This window comes from Bacillus sp. ISL-57 (assembly GCF_018613135.1).
Classification (GTDB): domain Bacteria; phylum Bacillota; class Bacilli; order Bacillales; family DSM-1321; genus Peribacillus; species Peribacillus frigoritolerans.
Window position 1 is genome coordinate 287992 of record NZ_JAGGQV010000002.1, and the last position, 17284, is coordinate 305275.

A 17284-nucleotide genomic window follows, 5' to 3' on the forward strand; every position below is an offset into this window, starting at 1 on the left:
ATCACTGCACACCCTTCACATTATTCTCATTTAACTTGAACCCTAGCGCTGCAGCTTTTTTCCAAATTCTCTCGTATGTACTAAGTTCAGCAACCTGCACTTTCAAATCATCATTCACTTTACCCTGATCTTCAATCGACGTTTCCACTAGCTGGATATCTTTATTCGTTTCATAGATGGCCGCTTGATTAGAGACTATTTTCACTCCCATGAAGGTGACCATGATAGCAAGGGCACATAGTAAGAAAACTTCACCAATGGATATCTTCGCTTTACGGATGACCACTGTTTGCTGTGTCTGTTGCTGCTGTTGGTCTTCATATTGCTGTTCTTGTACTTTTTTGGCTATGGAACTCATTCATGTTCCCCCTCACTGATTTTTTCTGTAATTATTGCTTTTCGGCGATTCTTAGCTTAGCCGACCGGGAACGATTATTCCCTTCCAATTCTTCTTCTGAAGGTAAAATCGGTTTTCTCGTAATAATTTTCATAGTTGGCTTGAATTCATCCGGGATAACTGGAAGTCCAGGCGGAAGATCCGGCATGCTACTGGCCTTTTTAAATACCGTTTTACAAATTCTATCTTCGAGCGAATGGAATGTAATGACGGATATTCTTCCCTCTTTATCCAAAAGCGATATGGCCTGCTCCAGGGAATCTTCAAAGACACCAAGTTCGTCATTCACAGCGATTCTTATTGCTTGGAACACTCGTTTCGCAGGGTGCCCGCCTTTACGTCTTGCCGGGGCCGGTATCCCATCCTTAATCAATTCCACAAGTTCGAACGTCGTTTCAATCGGTTTAATTTCACGTGCCGCTTCAATTTTCCTGGCAATTTGTTTCGAAAACTTTTCTTCTCCATATTGGAAGAAAATTCTCAGCAAATCATGGAATGACCAAGTATTCACGACATCATAGGCAGAAATGGCAGCACTTTGGTCCATCCTCATATCCAAAGGTGCATCATGGTTATAGCTGAAACCACGCTCCGGTGTATCCAATTGCGGGGATGACACACCTAAATCATAAAGGATCCCGTCCACTTTCTCGATCCCCCGGGCATTCAATTCTTCTTTTAAGTATTTAAAATTATTAGGAACAAGAACAATACGTTCGCCATAGCTTTCCAATTTTTCCTTAGCATTCCGAATCGCCGTTTCGTCCTGATCAAAAGCATAAAGCCTGCCCTTGTCAGAGAGCTGTGAAAGTAAGTATTCGCTGTGACCGGCTCCTCCTAAAGTACAATCCACATAAATTCCATCAGGTTTGATGTTCAATCCATCAACCGTCTCTTTTAATAACACTGTTGTATGTTGAAACATGCTAGACATCCTTCCAATCGGTTATTGAGTGACTCTATTTCTGAGGGCAGCCTTAAATATCAAAGCCAATCATATTTTCTGCTATCTCAGCGAAAGAATCCTCCGAAGCTGAAAAATAGTTTTCCCAAAGGGATTTGCTCCAAATCTCAATACGATTGGTAACACCAAGAATTACACATTCTTTTTCCAATTGGCCATATGAAGTAAGCGGCGTGGGGATATTAATTCGCCCTTGTTTATCTATTTCGCATTCTGTAGCTGCAGAAAAGAAAAAACGGGTAAAGGCTCGGGCATCTTTTTTTGTTAAAGGCAGGGCTTTCAGCTTTTCTTCTAGCAGCTTCCACTCTTCCATAGGGTAACCAAATAAACATTGATCGAGTCCGCGGGTAAGGACAAATTGCTCCCCGAGATTTTCCCTGAATTTCACCGGGACTATCAAACGGCCCTTTATATCGATGTTATGATGGTACTCTCCCATGAACATACCCTCTACCCCCACATTCTAATCTCAATGTACCACATTCCCCCACCTTTCTCCACTTGTTTTTACTTTCTCCTTCCAAGTAAAAATTACCTTCTTTTCTTATTAAGTTTATTTAGCCAAATTATTCAAATAAACGTGCATTTCCCTCGAATGCACGCAAACAAAGACGCAGGCCCACCATTAATGTCGAAGCCCCGCCTGACAAGTACTCAGGAAACAGAAAAAAAGACAGGCTGGGCTTTAGCACCTGTCTTTTTTTCACATTTCAATCCCTCCATCAGGATTGGTTAGTGGCAACCGTATTCAAAATGATCTATCCGCCACTTTTCCCCAAAACGGATGGTTTTTCTAAATGAAAATCAATTTATGCTGATTATTGAAGCGATAGTCCAGTTTCATCATATCCCTTACGAGCTCTGGCCCATATTGATTCAAGTAATAAAACACATTCCAAATCCTCTCCTGGGGTGATTCGAGAGGGTACAGCGAATTTGCTATCCGATCATATTTTTTCAAGATGACCGAATGTCGTTCCTTTGTACGGTCACCGATTTTGCCATACATGAAATTCAATTGCTTTTGAATGAATTCAATGTTCTTGTTCAACATCGGCTCGAGTCCTCTATCCAAAGAGACAGCGTGGACAAATAGCTTTTCATGGTTCTCTTCAAGCTGTGATTTCAGCGTCCCGAACAGGGTGTCAATCGTTTCATCTTTAACGGAATCAAGGTAACTTTCCACAGCATTAGCGGTTCCTTCAGTCAGAACAGTTTCCAAACTGAGTTCCATTTCTTCAAGGTCGCTTTGGATACTCCGCTCCACCAGCGTGATGTTCAACCTAGGAATGATTGGCGGCATCTTCATGGAAAACAACTCAAACACCTTTTTTAATTCTGCCCAATAGGCTATTTCCCCTGGCCCAGAAATGAAAGCCAATACAGGGAAAAGCATTTCCTGCATGAGCGGGCGTGTAATGACATTGTTGCTTAATCGTTCTGGATGATTTCTGGCTATCTGCAAGAGTTCATCCCCGGTAAATGATACCTCACCGTTTTTTCCGCTGAAACCGCCTTCTACACGTTCGAGTAAACATCGATCTTTTTTTTCTGGATCATAATAAAATAAATTAGCGGCCCATTTATCCATTTCAATCATTTTTGCATAACCTTTCGCATGCATGATTGATTGCTGTTCCTCGACCACTTCAGCAATCCGTCTACTCTCATTGACCATCGATTCAAAGTACGCCTTCTCATTTCGCCTTAAATCCGGATCTCCGGCATCGACTAGTAAAAGGCCATATTCTTTGAACCATTCATGAATCAGCTCGGCGAAAAAATCGACGAAGGTATTGGATCTCTTAATGGTTTCCTTCATATCAATCAGGAGTTTGTTCGTAAATTCCGTTTCTCCATAAGTTTCAATGATTTCCTCAAGCCACTTCTCTGCCTTTTCCGTTTCCAGCTCCACATCAGAAACCATTGTTTTATATGGCTGGTAGGAAGGATAGGTTTTTTTATCGGGTTTTCCGTTTTTCATAACATAAACATGATTGACCTCAGCCAAATCATGATCTTCTCCAGCTATCCAAAAAACCGGAATGACTGGCTGCCCCAATTTTTTTTCCTGTTCTTCCGCAAGCTTTATGATCGATATCACTTTATGAATGGTATACAGCGGCCCTGATAATAACCCTGCCTGCTGTCCTCCAATCACAACAACGGAATCATCCTTGCGCAACCTTCCAATATTCCCCTTAACTGCCTCACTGAATGAAAGACGAGACATGTATTGTTGTATGTAATCCGACAATTCATCACGTGAAAAAGAGCGATTCATCAATTCTTCATATCTATTGTGATAAATGTCAGGCTTAGACAAGTCATAGTGAAAATAATCCTCCGTTTCAAGACGGTTTTGTAAATAGTCCGATGCAAAACGGTTTAAAGATGGTAACGCGAGATCTTTCATCTCCATTTCTGTTCTCCCTTTCTCTGCAACTACAATTCTTTTTAGAGTATAACATTCCGGTTTAAGAAAACAAAAGAAGTTGCCCAGCAGCAGAAAATTGATGCGATGTTCTATGTTATGTAGTCAATATCTTCGTAATACTTGTAATTATTCCAATGGAAAACAATAGAAGGTAAGCCACGAAAAAGAAGGCGAAATTCACTCTCCAAAAACCCTTTAATACCTTATGAAAAATGATTTCTTCTTTTACCTTGTAATGGACAAGAACCACCACGAATGCGTTGATGATCATGATGAGCATGATCACCCAAAGAATTTGCATATCCCAGATCGTAATGATCAAATAATGGACGGATAATACGAACAGCAGCGTACTCATGTCCATTGCAAATTGAACGGAGCGCCGATGGTTTCCAGTGAATTGTTTGGCACCTATAAAAAAAAGTATATACCCTACGAAAGGCAAGGTAATAAATATCGCAGCAAGGCTTGAAACTACGTACGGCACATCTTCATCCCCCCTGAGACTCTTTTCCTTTGACCATCTTATATAGAGAAGACGTCAGGCAATCACTTTTCCCTTTACTCTTTGCCTCCGAGAGGATATGACCCAATATGGCATCAATTTCCGTTTTACGGCCATTTTCTAAATCTTTTAGCATGGAGGATCGATTTTCAGCAGTTGCCCTGCAAACGGATTTCACATGTTCAAATGACTCATCCTTATTTTGGACTTCCAAAATACTGGAGATTTCCCCAAAAAGATCTTGAAATAATCGGTAGTAAAAGGAGTTAGTGATTAAATCGCCATTTTCCACACCAAGTATCGCCGTTAATGGATTTATCACCGCATTGACGACAAGCTTATCCATCAGCATCGAGTGAAAATCTTCACTCATCGTAATAGGAAAACGATCGATCCTTTCATTCACTAGCGATAGTTGCTCAAGTTCCCCCCTAAAGGAAGCGATCCTTGTCATGCCGAGTCCCGTATGCTCCACGGTATTCCCGTCAAGTTTCAGTGCTCCATGCTCCACTACCCCCACATATATGTTCGGGGATTGAAGCTGCTTTAAATAAGAAATATGCCCATAGCCATTCTGCAAGAATAGCAATGGAACCTGAATATCTTTGATCCTAGGCAGTATTTGCGGCAGGTGATATTGCTTGACGGCCACTATAAGAAGATCCACATCCGATATCCCTTCCCCCAGCCCCTTGGAAATGATGCCCGTCAGCAGTCGGCTTTCACCATCCGCAATAAGACGGATTCCATCACGTTGGATGTTGGACGCCTGATCCGCAGTATGAGTATAGAGAGTCACATTATGTTTTTCACTTAAATGGGACGCAAACAGCAGCCCTATGGCCCCTCCGCCAATGATTCCGATTCTCATAATAACCTTCCTTACTTTTTGAAATATATTTTCTATTTTATCACATTATCTTTTTTAGCCTGCACCAATTTTCCCATCGTTGGAAAACGCAGCCAATCCGATTGAATGAAACGATGGAACTGCCATTAACGATGGCTCGTCATAAAATACCAATGGAAAGAATGATTTAATACGCCAATGAAGATATATTTTCTTCTTTAAGTGTTAATTTAATGGTATATTAGATACGAAAAGCTTAGCCATTTTGAAGACTTTACAGGAACAAAAGATAACTCCAAACTAACCCCAAAAGAAATTGAAGGGAAAAGGGCGGGGGATAAAAGGCTATAAGCATTTAGTAAGCTAGGATAATCCGATGATGTCATACTAGATTTAACCTAAGTTGAAATTCCACATGGCAAAGATCAGTGGGATGACTTTCAAAGGGTACTATCGGAAGAGGTTTATCAGAATTAAGGGGGAGCTTTTTTATGGAATACAAGGTTGAACGATTACTTGTAAATTTTAAAACGCTTGAGGAATTCAAAAAATTCAAAGAATACGGGATACAGGAACTGTCCATGCTAGATGATTTAGAAGGTAACATCATTGAAAATGACAGCCAATCACCTTTTTACGGAATCTTTTATGGCGATAAGCTTGTAGCTCGCATGAGCCTGTATAAAAGAAGCGCTAAATTCGACCAGTATTTTGACAATTCCAGGGATTTCCTTGTTCTTTGGAAACTTGAAGTCCTGCCTAACTATCAGAAAAAAGGTTATGGAAGAGCTTTGGTCGAATTCGCCAAAAGCCTGAACATGCCTATCAAAACTAACCCAAGAGTCCATTCACAAGACTTTTGGAAAAAGATGGGTTTTTCTGCTGTTTCCTATGATTTGGACAGGGACCTCGGAGAAAACCCGCTGATTTGGAGCCCATTTGACATACAAGATAAGAAAGAAATAGATACACAAGAATAAGGAAGCATCAAGAAAATGCGGGCGGATTTTCCCACCCGCATTTTTTATTTATTGACCCTTTCCAAATTACCATTCTTATCCATTTGGAAACTCACCTTCGGATTCGCCTTTTCGTCCTCCTGGACACTAAGTTTTCTTGCACGCTCCATGATCTGCATTAACGCACGATAATCTTCCTCAACAGCTTTCAGGTTTTCCTTAAGCAGGACATTCTCTTCAAGTAATCGGACATTTTCCCGTTCAAGAAATAGGGAACGCTCAGAAATCCGTTCTTTTTCCTTATTATCAAGCTGAAAGAATTCATCCATTTTGGTTAAATATAATATAACTTCCTGAAGGGTAATAGATTCTTTACCTTCATGCTCGGGCGTTATTTCTTCAATCGTGACATTTTCGACCGTTGCAATCGAATCCCTTTCCACTTCAGGATTATTGACTACCTGTTCTTTCCTTTGTTTTTTCGCCAGCTCTATCCCTGATTTATATTGCTTCCTAACAAATGAATTCCAACGGAACCCACAAGCAGCAGATGTCCTCGATAACTGTTTGCCCACTTCTTCAAACGCCTTTAATTGTGTACTGCCTTCCCGTATATGCCTCAGTACCACTTCAGCCAACAACAGATCCTCATCATGAGTCCACGCATCTTGTCTCGCAATCGTCATCTCTCTACCTCCTTAGCAAGTTTTAATTCATAATATGCACATGCTAGGAAAGATAGAAGATATATAGAGCGTGTAATATTTATTTTTTCTTATTTAGAAAACGCTCGACTGCAGCATGATGCTCATCACTCGCCCACAGTTTGGAACATTCCCGGATTTCCGCTTCCATTCTTCCTTTAAGCCCGCTATCCTGCCATTTATGTACCAGCAATCGTTTATAGGCCATCAATACCCCTGTCTCATGGCGAAGAAAACCTTCCGCAAACCATTCCCATCCATCCGTACCTTCTCCGACTATCTCATCTACGAAACCAAGTTCCTTCGCTTCCTCAGCTTTATGTATTTTTGCATCCAATAATAGCTTTAGCGCTTTTTGCTCTGGTATTTTTTCAAGTAAAAGCGAAGCTCCGCCCCAGCCAGTCGTTATTCCTAGAGTACCTTGCACAAACCCTAGCCTAGCTTCCCTCTTTGCTAACCTGAAATCACAAGCTGTCGCTATTTCGCATCCGCCGCCGAAAGCACTTCCATTGATTAGCGCTAATGTCGGTTTTGGGAAAACTGCTAGTTTATACAGAATTTCACCCATTTTCGATAACATAGCAAAGGCCTCTTCTTCTGTATGCAAATCCTGAAATTCCCTTAGATCCCCGCCTGAACAGAACGCCTCAGAGCCCGTCCCGGTCAGGACCAGCAACTTAACTTCATCATCGCATGCAGCTTCCGATAATATCGACTCAAGTTCGTCCATCAGCTGGTAATTCACGGCATTCCTTTTCTCCGGTCTATTAAATAGGAGCTTCATGAAACCGCGTTTATCCTTTTCAACTTCAATCACCTGATCCATGTAAACACCTTCTCCAAAATCATCGGCAAACGCGAATGATTCAAAATATTCTGCCAACTGCATTTGTAAAAAAAGCACAGAGAAAAATCCCTGCGCTTTGATTAGCGTGTTGCATCAAGAGAGCTAAGCTCTCAAGTAGGTCAAGAAATTATTTTGCGACAACTTCTTTTCCTTTATATGTTCCACATTCTTTACAAACGTGATGTGAAAGAGTCATTCCACCACAGCTCGGGCATTCTACCATACCAGGTACTTGAAGCTTGAAGTGTGTACGACGTTTTCTTTTTACAGTTTTCGACGTTCTTCTAAAAGGTACAGCCATTATTCCCACCTCCTTAAAAAATATAAAAAAGCTGGAAAAATCGGATTAACGATTTTTCGTTCCAATCAAGATTCTTTATTGTTGTCAAAAAAGTCGGCAAGCTTTGCAAATCTCGGATCAACCTTATGCTCATTTTCCTCTTCGGAAATAACAGCCCAGTCTTTCCCAGATTGAGGAGCAGCTTCATTCGAATCGACATCCTCACAAAAAACCTGCATCGGAATTTCTAGCAATAAATTTTCTTTAATTACCGGTATTAGGTCTACAACGTCGCCTTCCACAACAGTGACATCATCTCCGTAGAAATCTGCGCCATCTGCCTTTAAAAGAAAGGTTTCCTTTGTATCAATATCAATCGGATATTTAACGTCTACCAGTGTACGGGAGCAAGGTAATGTTAATTCACCTGAAAGATGCAAGTGAAAAGTAATCTCGGTCGAGCTGATATCAGCTCTTCCTTCTACTCTGATCGGAGAAACATCGCGAATTTGCGGGTCTCTTTCTCTAATGTCCAAGACATCCACCAGTTCATCAAACCGTAAATCTTTGTCCCGAATTTTTTGAAGTTGACTAATCGTCCATTTCAAATGAAATCACCTCAAGGCAACAAAAATAATTATAGCTTTCAATTATAAGTTTGTCAATATTTTTTCTTTACACTATAATGTAGTCATCCTAACTGATTGTCTAAGTTTTATGAATCATTTCTAACAAAAAATCGAGACGATTACTTATAGTAATTTTACTTGAAATACTATTTTAGCACTAAGTTGATAAAATACAAAGTTTTTCTCTGAGGTGAACGAATGAAAGCTTGCGGTTTAGTAGTCGAATATAACCCTTTTCACAATGGACATGTTTTACATGCAAGAGAAAGTAGAGAAAAAACAGGGGCAGATGTCGTTGTCGCTGTTATGAGCGGGCCCTTCTTACAGCGTGGCGAGCCCGCTATCGCCAGCAAGTGGACACGCGCCGAAATGGCCTTGAATGGCGGCATTGATCTTGTCATTGAGCTGCCATATGCTTTCGCGACACAGAAGGCTGAAATATTCGCAAAAGGATCTATTGCTCTTTTGGAATCGCTAGGCTGTGACTCCTTTTGCTTCGGAAGCGAGGATGGCAAAATTGAACCATTCATCATCGCCCACAGAATCCTTTCGGAAAATTCCGCTGCATTCGATGCCGCAATCAAATCGGCCATGGATGCCGGTAATAGTTATCCGTCAAGTGCTGCCCAGGCTTATCGTTCGATCATCCATGGTGATGCGGCATTGGATTTGACGAAGCCGAATAATATCCTTGGAAAAGAATATGTAAGTGCTACCCTTTCAAACGGCTACTCCATTCGCCCTTATACGATTCAAAGGGTCGCTGCAGGATACCATGAAACAAAGTTGTCCAAAGACCCTATTGCCAGCGCAACGGGGATACGTAAAGCCATCCATGAACACCAGGAATTACATTCTGTTTCCAATTATATTCCTCAAGCGACGTTGAATGGCCTTGAGCAATATTTAACGCGTTACCATGCCTTGCATGACTGGGAAATGTATTGGTCCATGTTGAAATATCGTATCCTTTCTTCCTCTTTAACCGAATTGGCAGAAATATACGAGATTGAGGAAGGCATAGAGCACCGAATGAAGGAGATGGCCAACCAATCTTCGAGCTTTTCTGGATTCATGGCAGCGCTGAAGACAAAACGCTACACATGGACACGGCTGCAGCGGATGTGTGTCCATATATTGACGCATACATTCAAGGAACAGGTAATTCATAATGAACAACCGGCCTATATCAGACTTCTTGGCATGAATGGCCGGGGACAAGAATATCTTCGTTCTGTAAAAAAAGGCTTGCCTCTCCCGCTCATCTCTAAACTTTCGTCCTATCGGAAGCAGGACATCGATTCGGACTTGCGAGCAGCACAGGTGTATGCACTGGGCCTGCCCGAGCCGCATCAAGTTGCATTGATGAAACGTGAATATGAATCTCCCATCATTTTCAAATGAAGAAGGATTCAAGCTTGGCCCATTTCTTAAGTGTAAAAAGCTAATCATGAAAAAAGCGCAAACAGTTGATGACTGCCTGCGCTTTTTTTCATTTTTCTTTTCCATTTAGCTTCGTTAAATAGGTTACTGCATCTTCAAAGTTGTCAACCGGAACGATCTTCATATCAGTGTCAATATCCTTTGCTGCAATGAGTGCATCTTCATAATTCGATCCCGCTGCTCCGTTTTCATTCGGGGCAAAGAATATTTCGGCTCCAGACTTATCGGCTGCAACAATTTTCTGTTGAATTCCGCCAATTGGCCCGACTGTCCCATCATCAGACATCGTGCCCGTCCCCGCTATGTCATATCCATTTGTAAGATCGCCTTTCGTTAATTGATTATAAATTTCCAACGAAAACATTAAACCAGCCGAAGGACCGCCTATATGTTCTGAATCTATGGAAATAGCCGGTTTTGTGTTCACTCTTCGATTGTCATCCAGCGAAATGCCGATTCCTACCCTATTTGGGTCATTTTTAAAAGGCTGCAATGAAAGAACGGCCGTTTTCTCCGTCTCTTCCCGCTTATAGACTATTTTAACTTCATCTCCGGCCTTCTTTTCGTTAATATAATCCATGAATTCCTGTGCAGACTTGAATTTAACATCATCAACTTGAATGATTTGATCGCCCGCTTTCAACTCTTTTGCTGCCGGCATTCCTTTTAGCACGTCCAAAACATATACACCCAGGTACTCGTATTCGACTTCTTTCCCTGCTTTTTCATATGCGATCTTAATGGCATTATTTTTAGAACCATCCATTAAGTGGAGCTGCCTGATATTATATTCTTCATCTGTTTCATCTTCGCTTCTGATGGAGGTTTCCGGATAAAGCTCCTGATATTTGCTCCACTTCGCCATCATGTAGGAATATATATTCGCCCTGCCCATCCTTACAGTGGTTAACATAAAGCTTCCTTTTGCTTCATCTCCTCCGGATACCTCAATGATTGGCTCCAATTCTTTAGCCATTCCTGGTTTCGATACATAAAAAGGTAGGGAATAAAGGGCTGATGCTATGAGAAGTATAGCCACCACCAGGAAAGTGCGTACATACGTTTTACGGCTCATCTTCAAAGGACTCCTTCCAAGTAACAATGCTCTGCTTAATTTGATCTATCTTACCTCTTGCTGCTTCTTCTCCAATACTAATTATTTCCTGTACGTTTGTAAATGATTTCGAGCTGTATTTCTCAACCCTGGGGCGTATCATGACGTCTGAAGCAAACTCCCTGCTTTTAACCAGCTCCATTTGCAGGATATCGAGGCTTTGCATGATGACGTCATATATGGAGTTTATCTCCATATCCTGTTTCACGTGGGCTACATCCACACCAATTATGATGTCTGCTCCCATATCCTTCACAACTGAAACAGGAACCCTGTCAACTACGCCGCCATCAACAAGCAGTCTGTTTCCGATTCTTTCGGGAATGAAAATCCCGGGAATGGAGATGCTTGCCCTTACAGCCGGTGCGATGGGACCTTCCTGAAAAATGACTTTTTCCCCCGTTTTTATATCAGTGGCTACCACCGCTACAGGAATATCAAGTTCTTCAAATTTCTTGCCATATGTAAATACCCTGATTAAATCCTTTGTACGCTTACCCGAAATGAAGCCCATCTTAGGTATGGTGAAGTCCAAATAATACTTTCGCTTAAATGCACGGGACAACTTATACAGCCTCTCGATATCCGACCCCGCTCCATAAAAGGCTGCAACCATTGCTCCCATGCTGCTTCCAGCAATCATATCTATCGGAATGCCTTCTTGCTGCAATACCTTTATCACGCCAATATGTGCAAACCCCCTAGCTCCTCCTGACCCAAGTGCAAGCCCGACCTTTGGTTTCGACAAAGATATCCCTCCCGCATTAACTAGTTCAAAATATTGAAATAACACTCATTCAAAGTTATGGTCTTAAACGGATTTATAGAAGCATATTATTTATATTGACAGTGAAACAAGCATGGCAGATATTCCATTGTGCGGATCATCCCTCTTTACATGTCGGTACAATCCTTATTCCATCATGCGCTTACTTTTTGAGAAAAAGACGTTCATATTTATTATATACGAATCGAACTGCCCTTATTTTGTAACCTTCAAGAGGAGGCTGAATTTTGCTAAAATCAAAATCTAAAACAGTACTGTTAGCTACCTCCGTCACGATGATGGCAGTTGGCTTGATCATCTTCCCCCAAGAATCATTTGAAGCTTCCAAAGGCGGACTGAATATTTGGTGGACAATTGTTTTCCCTTCGCTTCTGCCTTTCTTGATTTTCTCGGAGTTATTAATCAGTTTTGGGGTTGTCAGGTTCATTGGTGTCATGCTCGAACCATTTATGCGTCCCTTATTCCGTGTACCAGGAGTGGGCGGTTTCGTTTGGGCGATGGGACTTGCATCAGGGTTTCCAGCCGGGGCGAAATTCACTGTAAGGCTTCGTCAGGAAGAACAATTGACCCGCATTGAAGCTGAAAGACTCGTTTGTTTCACTAATTCATCCAATCCATTGTTCCTATTCGTTGCCGTTGCCGTTGGTTTTTTCCACAACCCTCATTTAGGGATCATCCTTGCACTTTCCCACTACCTAGGAAACATTTGTGTAGGCATCATCATGCGTTTTTACCGTTGGAAAGAAGAAAAATCCCATGCAAAAGTACTGACCAAGCTCCCCTCCATAAGACAAGCCTTTAGTCAAATGCATCGAACCAGAATAAAAGAAACAAGACCATTTGGCAGTTTACTTGGAGATGCGGTACTCTCATCCATCCAAACCCTATTGATGATCGGGGGGTTCATCATTCTCTTTTCTGTGGTGAACAAGCTTTTATTTCATATGAACATCACCGGATTGCTAGCATCCGGGGTCGGAGGAATTCTACATATTTTTAATTTCCCGGATTCCTTGAGCCTCCCCTTCATATCAGGCATGTTTGAAATGACTCTAGGTTCAAAATTAACCAGCACGGTCGAAGAGGCGACACTCTTTCAGCAAACTGTGATGACAAGTTTCATCTTAGCTTTCAACGGGTTCAGCATTCAAGCGCAAGTTGCCAGCATCATTGCCGCAACGGACATTCGTTTCACTCCCTTTTTTCTGGCCAGGATTGCACATGGCCTTCTTGCATCCATTATCACCGTCCTGCTTTGGGAACCATTCTATAAAGGCAAAATGTACAGCGGGAGCCCGATAAACGCATTCCCGGTCAGCGGATCCGGTGAACACGCGAATTCCCTATATCAAAGCATGCTTGATATAGGGCCCATTCTAACACTCGTGTTTTTGATCCTATACATCATCATTTTTACCAAAAGGCTATTCAAAGGCCTTTCGTAAACCAAAAAAGAGCATTGCGCGTTGGCAATGCTCTTTTTTCTATCCTTTCAGTTCCTCGTATTTTTTGGCCAGAGCTTTCTGGACGACACTTGGCACTAGTTCGGAAATATCCCCGCCATACTTCGCTACCTCTTTCACGATACTTGAACTCAAGAAAGAATATTGATTTTTCGTCATGATAAAGAATGACTCTATTTTATTGTTAAGGAATCGGTTCATCGAAGTTCCCTGCATTTCATATTCAAAGTCGGAAGTCGCCCTCAATCCCCTGATGATGGCATTCGCGGAAACGCTTTCAGCATAGTCGACCGTCAATCCCTGATAGAAATCCACTTTAACATTCGGCATATGGGCAGTCGCTTCAGTAATCAGTTCCAGTCTCTCCTCCACTGTAAAAAGAGAATTTTTCGCTGAATTGTTCACGATGACCACATATACCTCATCAAAAACATTCGCCCCCCTCTGAATGATATCAAGATGACCAAATGTTATTGGATCAAAACTCCCCGGACAAATCGCTATTTTGGACATTCATAGTTCCCCCTGTTCGTGTACGTTTCCCCATTGATAAATCGTAACGGCAATGACGCCATAAACTTCTTTTCTCTTAACGGTAAAGTCACCAACTTTTTCTGGCAAAGTAACATCATGGCCATGCTCACAAACAATGTATCCCATATCGTTCAGCAATCGGTATTTATGTATTTCTTCAAGAATCTCGACTAGCTTTTGTTTCTTATAAGGTGGATCAAGAAAAATCAATTCAAAAGTCATTTCCCTTTTCACCAAAGCCTTTAATGCACGTTCTGAATCATTTTTATAAACTTCTGCGCGGTCTGAAAACTTGCATAGTTCCAAATTAGCCTTAACCGTTTGATTTGCTTTAAAATCCCGGTCGACAAATATGGCTTTATCCATGCCTCTGCTTAACGCTTCAATTCCCAGTCCACCGCTTCCGGCAAACAAGTCGAGGACCAGCCCTCCTTCGAAATAAGGACCAATCATGTTGAAAATGGATTCCTTGACTTTATCAGTAGTCGGCCGGGTTCCTGTACCCGGTACAGCCTTAAGTGGTCTTCCTTTGCAAATTCCGGAAACGACCCTCATCATTCTCACCACATTTTATGACAAATTTCTGTTACTTTCCTATCCTAACATATTAGAAAAAGCTAGCCAATATTTAAACCCAATTGCCTTCATTTCCATGATGAAAAGAGCATATCATTTCGTACCCTGGATTGAAGATATCCATTCTTTTTATAAATCTTTTACATCTTGAATAATAAAGTGGTTTTTGGCAATAATGTGAATAACAACATTCCTTTTTAGGTGTTGTTGCCAACCGCGGAGAAGGCTTACGTTTCCCCATAAGCTCTTCCTCCGGTTTCTCCTCTCCCTTTGCCTTCTGGTCCTTAGTTAGACATAGAAGGACCCTGCATATTTTTGCAGGGCTTTTTTTATTGATAAACCACTTATTTCCAATTTTCTTTGTCATCATTCGCCAATGAAGTTGTCCTTCTCTTTTATGAGGGATAATGATAAAGTAATGAATAATAAGTTAGTTAGGAGAGGTTTAATTGATTCAACGTTTTATTGAAATTGGACAAGGATATTCCGATATATATGAGTTGCTGGAAGTAGGCCGCAATCAGAAACATCGAGTTGCAAGGCTATTGGCCATGCATACTACTATAATCGATAAAAAGGTAACGTCATTGGTCATCGTCATGGAGCCCACAGATCCCGGGAAATTCCAGCCGCTCTACATTTGCCGTGAAGGTATCCCTAACCCACATGCCACCAAAAACAAACGCTATGAGCTTTTTGAGAACTTGGCTGAGGAACTGGATAGGCCAATTATTGAAATCGACGTGAAACCTTCGGTGCTCTTTGCAGAAATCGAGTTGTACTACCAGCACTTAATCGGCATTTTGCGAATGAATAGATATCTGCCGCCATTAGGCTAAAAGATGTTGCTGCCCCGAAAATGAAAAAGCTGACTCCGCATGAGTCAGCTTTTTTCAAATTCCCATTTTATAATCATATTCTTTCGCTTTATCCGGTTTGGAGTTTTCGAACTCCACCTTCAAAAAAGGCTTGTAAGAAAGGTCCACCTTTTTAACGAACGAATAATTATTCAGCTTTTCCACCAGTGGTTCCACTTCATCCATATTCGTATAAAGCACGACATATTTCAACTTTTTTGAAACATAATGGATATTCCCAAATTTCCTAAGCATTTTGGCTTGTTTCAATGTATGTAAATAGACGATGATTCCCTGTCTCGCTCCAAGCATATCAATAACTCCCTTTTATAAAGGTTTTAACTAAGTGTAGCATAGCAGAATCTTTACTTTCAACCAAGAAAAAAAGATTATAAACAAAATTCTCTTACTATTATGAATATATATACTGTGAAGGGAGCCAACAAACGATGGATTTAAACCAAATTTGGCATCAATTTATTGATCATCTATTAGCTAATGATGAAATTACCCAAGCTTCGATAAAAAAGTTCACGGGAATCCCCTTTTTATATATCCATTATCATCCAGCATCAAATGATGATGATAAGCTTTCTCTCTTAATAAAAAAAGCCGCAAGCCTTTCAATGCGTGGCAAGCAGCTTCATTGTGAAACCATTTTCGTACGGCAGGAAGAACATTTATATGTATTCCGGCATCGTTTTTATGTGCCCCTGCAAAAGATGTTTTGCTGCGGGAACCTTTGTCCAGATTGTATTTTATATCGCAGTTAATCGCGTTTTGCCACGTATACGGAATATGTACAATGAAAGTTCATGCATCGGTTCATGACCATGTCTCGGCGAGGTTCCAAACAAGACACAGCCACCGAACTCCGTAGTAATGTCGAATTTCGATGGCTGCATGTTATATACCGGCCCTGAATGTTCCCCATTTGGCCATTACCTTAAGCGGAACACCCGCAACTTCCCCCGGTTCCGCAGCTTCCCGTCGAACATCCGCCGGATGAAACAAAAAATGGATTCCCAGCCGGTGTTTTGACCTGTTCAGAAACCGCTCGGCCAATTCTTCCGCTTATTTCATCAAGAACGGATTGCAATTCGGTCTCCGCCCGCTTAAACCTTGCAACGGCAGGATGCAAATCCATGTCTCGTTTAGCTTGCCTCGTTTCTAAATTGATGCGTTTATAATCCGGATGATATTTACCGAACCTTTGAACATCTTCAAATAGATCCTTGAGCGAAGTAAACTTGGAAATAATCCGCTGGGCCTCTTTGTCGTTTTGTAATTTATATAAACTAAGGAGGTATTCTTCTCCTATTTCAGAATGAAGGATCATTTCAGCTAATCCATCAGCCTGATGTAAAATGTCGATGATTTCCATAGTAGCAAGCATTAACAAGCTCACCTCCACAACCATTTTACCATTTCTACCTTTTAGATGCTAATGGTTTGATTAAATCGAGGAAGTGATATGTACCTCAATCTCTTTTTGCAGCCCTGTTCTTTCACCTGCACCGTTCAAAATCTCCAGCTTTATTTTATGCATGCCATTCGGGACATCCTTTACGATAAATGCTGCCGTTTTCATATCTACTTTCTTTTTATTATCAATAAATACCGACACAGTTGCCAATTGTTCGGGATTTGATTCAGAAAAACCATAGTTTTTCAAGTAGCACTCAACATAGACGGAGTTGCCTTTTACAAATGTTTTTACCCGAAAGTCCTCATCTGAGTTTTGGATGCTCGATACAGTGGTGGCAGCCTCTAGTGTAGAAACACCTTGTATGGCTACTCCTGAGTTCTCAGGTTCAGGTATTTTCTTGCCACAACCCGTGGCTGCCATCAACACTGTTAGAGCCAATATCAACTTTCTCATTCCATCGTCCCCCTTTTGCCTTTATTGTTCGCCAAAAGGAGTAATTTACTCTTATT

The 17284-nt window shown here is 41.3% G+C and carries 22 protein-coding genes; 5 read left to right on the forward strand and 17 right to left on the reverse strand.

What is annotated here, in order from left to right:
* Nucleotide 1 precedes the first annotated feature (1 nt).
* From ftsL to J7I90_RS04615, 6 genes are all read right to left on the reverse strand, one after another.
* The gene (gene ftsL, locus J7I90_RS04590; protein WP_214768638.1) at nucleotides 2-358 is read right to left on the reverse strand and encodes a cell division protein FtsL; all 357 of its coding nucleotides are present in this window, start codon (nucleotides 356-358) and stop codon (nucleotides 2-4) included.
* 31 nt (nucleotides 359-389) lie between these two features.
* Nucleotides 390-1322 (reverse strand): 16S rRNA (cytosine(1402)-N(4))-methyltransferase RsmH, encoded by a 933-nt coding sequence (gene rsmH, locus J7I90_RS04595; protein ID WP_034313911.1) that lies wholly within the window; start codon nucleotides 1320-1322, stop codon nucleotides 390-392.
* Between the two features lie 52 nt (nucleotides 1323-1374).
* Complete coding sequence (gene mraZ / locus J7I90_RS04600; RefSeq protein ID WP_034313914.1) at nucleotides 1375-1806, reverse strand: division/cell wall cluster transcriptional repressor MraZ; 432 nt, start codon at nucleotides 1804-1806, stop codon at nucleotides 1375-1377.
* A 348-nt stretch (nucleotides 1807-2154) separates the two neighbouring features.
* The gene (gene bshC, locus J7I90_RS04605) at nucleotides 2155-3783 is read right to left on the reverse strand and encodes a bacillithiol biosynthesis cysteine-adding enzyme BshC (RefSeq protein WP_214768646.1); all 1629 of its coding nucleotides are present in this window, start codon (nucleotides 3781-3783) and stop codon (nucleotides 2155-2157) included.
* A 109-nt stretch (nucleotides 3784-3892) separates the two neighbouring features.
* A complete protein-coding gene (locus J7I90_RS04610) occupies nucleotides 3893-4285 on the reverse strand; it encodes a DUF3397 domain-containing protein (RefSeq protein ID WP_048684577.1) in 393 nt (130 codons plus the stop codon).
* Between the two features lie 4 nt (nucleotides 4286-4289).
* Nucleotides 4290-5174 (reverse strand): 2-dehydropantoate 2-reductase, encoded by an 885-nt coding sequence (locus J7I90_RS04615; protein ID WP_214768647.1) that lies wholly within the window; start codon nucleotides 5172-5174, stop codon nucleotides 4290-4292.
* A 470-nt stretch (nucleotides 5175-5644) separates the two neighbouring features.
* Here J7I90_RS04615 and J7I90_RS04620 point away from each other — a divergent pair, with 470 nt between their 5' ends.
* Entirely contained in the window at nucleotides 5645-6133 is a 489-nt protein-coding gene (locus tag J7I90_RS04620; protein ID WP_048684574.1) for an N-acetyltransferase, read from the forward strand.
* A gap of 44 nt (nucleotides 6134-6177) precedes the next feature.
* Here the strand turns inward: J7I90_RS04620 and J7I90_RS04625 are convergent, their stop codons facing one another.
* From J7I90_RS04625 to J7I90_RS04640, 4 genes are all read right to left on the reverse strand, one after another.
* Nucleotides 6178-6798, reverse strand: coding sequence for an RsfA family transcriptional regulator (locus J7I90_RS04625; protein WP_134783302.1), 621 nt, complete (start codon nucleotides 6796-6798; stop codon nucleotides 6178-6180).
* A gap of 79 nt (nucleotides 6799-6877) precedes the next feature.
* Complete coding sequence (locus J7I90_RS04630) at nucleotides 6878-7705, reverse strand: enoyl-CoA hydratase/isomerase family protein (protein WP_311380985.1); 828 nt, start codon at nucleotides 7703-7705, stop codon at nucleotides 6878-6880.
* A gap of 85 nt (nucleotides 7706-7790) precedes the next feature.
* Nucleotides 7791-7964, reverse strand: coding sequence for a 50S ribosomal protein L32 (gene rpmF / locus J7I90_RS04635; RefSeq protein ID WP_034313929.1), 174 nt, complete (start codon nucleotides 7962-7964; stop codon nucleotides 7791-7793).
* A 65-nt stretch (nucleotides 7965-8029) separates the two neighbouring features.
* Nucleotides 8030-8551 carry a YceD family protein gene (locus J7I90_RS04640; protein ID WP_096338276.1) on the reverse strand — a complete coding sequence of 174 codons (522 nt, stop codon included), beginning with the start codon at nucleotides 8549-8551 and terminating at the stop codon, nucleotides 8030-8032.
* Between the two features lie 219 nt (nucleotides 8552-8770).
* On the opposite strand from J7I90_RS04640, the gene J7I90_RS04645 reads away from it, so the two are divergent.
* Nucleotides 8771-9976, forward strand: a complete 1206-nt coding sequence (locus tag J7I90_RS04645) for a nucleotidyltransferase (RefSeq protein WP_214768650.1) — start codon at nucleotides 8771-8773, stop codon at nucleotides 9974-9976.
* A gap of 88 nt (nucleotides 9977-10064) precedes the next feature.
* Here J7I90_RS04645 and J7I90_RS04650 read toward each other — a convergent pair whose 3' ends face one another.
* Nucleotides 10065-11090 (reverse strand): SepM family pheromone-processing serine protease, encoded by a 1026-nt coding sequence (locus tag J7I90_RS04650; protein ID WP_214768652.1) that lies wholly within the window; start codon nucleotides 11088-11090, stop codon nucleotides 10065-10067.
* Entirely contained in the window at nucleotides 11080-11877 is a 798-nt protein-coding gene (locus J7I90_RS04655; protein WP_034313939.1) for a patatin-like phospholipase family protein, read from the reverse strand. The genes J7I90_RS04650 and J7I90_RS04655 overlap by 11 nt, the downstream gene beginning before the upstream one ends.
* Before the next feature lie 266 nt (nucleotides 11878-12143).
* Here J7I90_RS04655 and ylbJ point away from each other — a divergent pair, with 266 nt between their 5' ends.
* Nucleotides 12144-13361 carry a sporulation integral membrane protein YlbJ gene (gene ylbJ, locus J7I90_RS04660; RefSeq protein WP_095389948.1) on the forward strand — a complete coding sequence of 406 codons (1218 nt, stop codon included), beginning with the start codon at nucleotides 12144-12146 and terminating at the stop codon, nucleotides 13359-13361.
* Nucleotides 13362-13400: 39 nt separating this feature from the next.
* On the opposite strand, the gene coaD is transcribed toward ylbJ, so the two are convergent.
* On the reverse strand, nucleotides 13401-13892 hold the full coding sequence (gene coaD, locus J7I90_RS04665) for a pantetheine-phosphate adenylyltransferase (RefSeq protein WP_034313942.1): 492 nt from the start codon (nucleotides 13890-13892) through the stop codon (nucleotides 13401-13403).
* Entirely contained in the window at nucleotides 13893-14468 is a 576-nt protein-coding gene (rsmD, locus tag J7I90_RS04670) for a 16S rRNA (guanine(966)-N(2))-methyltransferase RsmD (RefSeq protein WP_034313946.1), read from the reverse strand.
* A 470-nt stretch (nucleotides 14469-14938) separates the two neighbouring features.
* On the opposite strand from rsmD, the gene J7I90_RS04675 reads away from it, so the two are divergent.
* Complete coding sequence (locus J7I90_RS04675; RefSeq protein ID WP_214768654.1) at nucleotides 14939-15328, forward strand: DUF7147 family protein; 390 nt, start codon at nucleotides 14939-14941, stop codon at nucleotides 15326-15328.
* 54 nt (nucleotides 15329-15382) lie between these two features.
* Here J7I90_RS04675 and J7I90_RS04680 read toward each other — a convergent pair whose 3' ends face one another.
* On the reverse strand, nucleotides 15383-15658 hold the full coding sequence (locus J7I90_RS04680) for a YlbG family protein (protein WP_048684554.1): 276 nt from the start codon (nucleotides 15656-15658) through the stop codon (nucleotides 15383-15385).
* A 137-nt stretch (nucleotides 15659-15795) separates the two neighbouring features.
* Here J7I90_RS04680 and J7I90_RS04685 point away from each other — a divergent pair, with 137 nt between their 5' ends.
* A complete protein-coding gene (locus tag J7I90_RS04685) occupies nucleotides 15796-16119 on the forward strand; it encodes a hypothetical protein (RefSeq protein WP_214768656.1) in 324 nt (107 codons plus the stop codon).
* A 173-nt stretch (nucleotides 16120-16292) separates the two neighbouring features.
* On the opposite strand, the gene J7I90_RS04690 is transcribed toward J7I90_RS04685, so the two are convergent.
* Nucleotides 16293-16742 (reverse strand): YlbF/YmcA family competence regulator, encoded by a 450-nt coding sequence (locus J7I90_RS04690; protein WP_214768662.1) that lies wholly within the window; start codon nucleotides 16740-16742, stop codon nucleotides 16293-16295.
* Between the two features lie 60 nt (nucleotides 16743-16802).
* Nucleotides 16803-17228: a hypothetical protein gene (locus J7I90_RS04695; protein ID WP_214768664.1), complete on the reverse strand. Its 426-nt coding sequence runs from the start codon at nucleotides 17226-17228 to the stop codon at nucleotides 16803-16805.
* Nucleotides 17229-17284 lie beyond the last annotated feature (56 nt).